A 1,553-nucleotide genomic window follows, 5' to 3' on the forward strand; every position below is an offset into this window, starting at 1 on the left:
CGCCGGAGACGAAGTCGTCGTCGGCGCCGCCCTGAACCGTATCGTTCCCCGCCCCGCCCGAGAGATAGTCGTGCCCCGCGCCCCCCGACAGCAGGTTGGCGTTTCCGTCGCCGACCAGCTTGTCCCAATAGGCCGAGCCGACTACCGCCTCGACGTTGGCGATCTGATCTTTGGCCGAGCCGTTCATGCCGACCGTGCCGGCCGGAAGCTCCACATCCACCCATGCGGTGGCGGTGGCGTAGCTGACGGTATCGACGCCTGCGCCGCCGTCGATGGTGTCGTTGCCGATCCCGCCGCCCACGATCAGGTCGTTCCCGACCCCGCCGTTCACGCTGTCGTTGCCCGCGCCGCCGTCCAAGGTGTCATTCCCGGCCGGGGCATCCGGATCGTCGACGAAGAGGATGATCGCCCCGGCGCCCGCACCGCCGTCGGCGCCCGGGTCGGGGAAGATCGTGCCGTCGCCGATCAGGGTGTCCGAACCCGAGCCGCCGGAGATCGAGTCCGAGCCGCCCCAGCCGGCCAGCAGGTTGGCGGCGCCGTCGCCCGCGAGCGTGTCGCCGCCGTAGACGGTCCCGACCAGGTTCTCGAAGTTCGAGATGGTCATCGACCCCTGGCCCGTGTTCTGGGCCTGCCCCTGCAACGCCAGCGAGACGTTCACGGGACCGGTCAGGGTGTCGCTGTAGAATTCGAGGGCGTCGACGCCGGCGCCGCCGTCGAGCTTCGCTGCCCCCGCCCCGACGGAGACGAGGTCGTTGCCCCCGCCGGCCGAGATCGTGTCGGCGCCGCCGGTCCCCCAAATCCAGTTGTCGTTTCCGTCGCCCGTCAGGACGTCGTTGAAGGCGGTGGCCGAGAGCTGCTCGATGTTGCTGAGCGTGTCGACGCCGTTGCCGGTGTTCTGCGCCTGGCCCTGCAGGGTCAGGTCCACCGTGACCCCGTTGGGGGCGTCCCCGTAGACCGCCCGGTCGATGCCCGCGCCGCCGTCGATGATGTCGTTGCCGGCGCCGCCGACCAGGAAGTCCTCGCCATTGCCGCCAGAGAGGGTGTCGTCGCCGCCCTGGCCGCGCAGGAAGTCGTAGGAATCGCCGCCCGCCAGGCTGTCGTTGCCGGCCCCACCCTGCAGGGTGTCCGAGCCGCCGTCGCCGGAGAAGGTGTCCGCGCCGGAGCCGCCCTGGAACGTGTCGTTGCCGGGGCCGCCCGCCAGGCCGGAGCCGGCGTTCACCTGCACGCTCGTGTCCGAGAACTTCAGCGTCTCGACGTTCGTCAGGGTGTCCGTCCCGTCCGGCGAGCCGGTGCGCAGGTCGGTGACGATGACGCTGCCGTCGGCCTGGACCGCGACCGAGTAGTTGGCCTGGGCCCCGGAGAAGACCGCGGTGTCAGAGCCGGCGCCGCCGTCGATCACGTCGTTGCCGCTGCCGCCGGTCAGGAGGTCGTCGCCGGCCTCGCCCTTGATCAGGTCATTGCCGGCGCCGCCGTCGAGGGTGTCGTTCCCCGCGCCTTCGTCGTTGAAGACGGTGATCGCGCCGGAGACGCCGATGCCATGGGTGTCGACGTGG

The 1,553-nt window shown here is 71.1% G+C and carries 1 protein-coding gene; it reads right to left on the reverse strand.

Annotation, left to right across the window (positions count from 1 at the left end; all coding sequences use genetic code 11):
- Positions 1–1,553: calcium-binding protein (locus tag DJ017_RS19885; protein WP_227000273.1), on the reverse strand; the 1,553-nt coding region annotated here is incomplete at both ends.

It is taken from the genome of Phenylobacterium soli (genome assembly GCF_003254475.1).
GTDB classification, from domain to species: domain Bacteria; phylum Pseudomonadota; class Alphaproteobacteria; order Caulobacterales; family Caulobacteraceae; genus Phenylobacterium; species Phenylobacterium soli.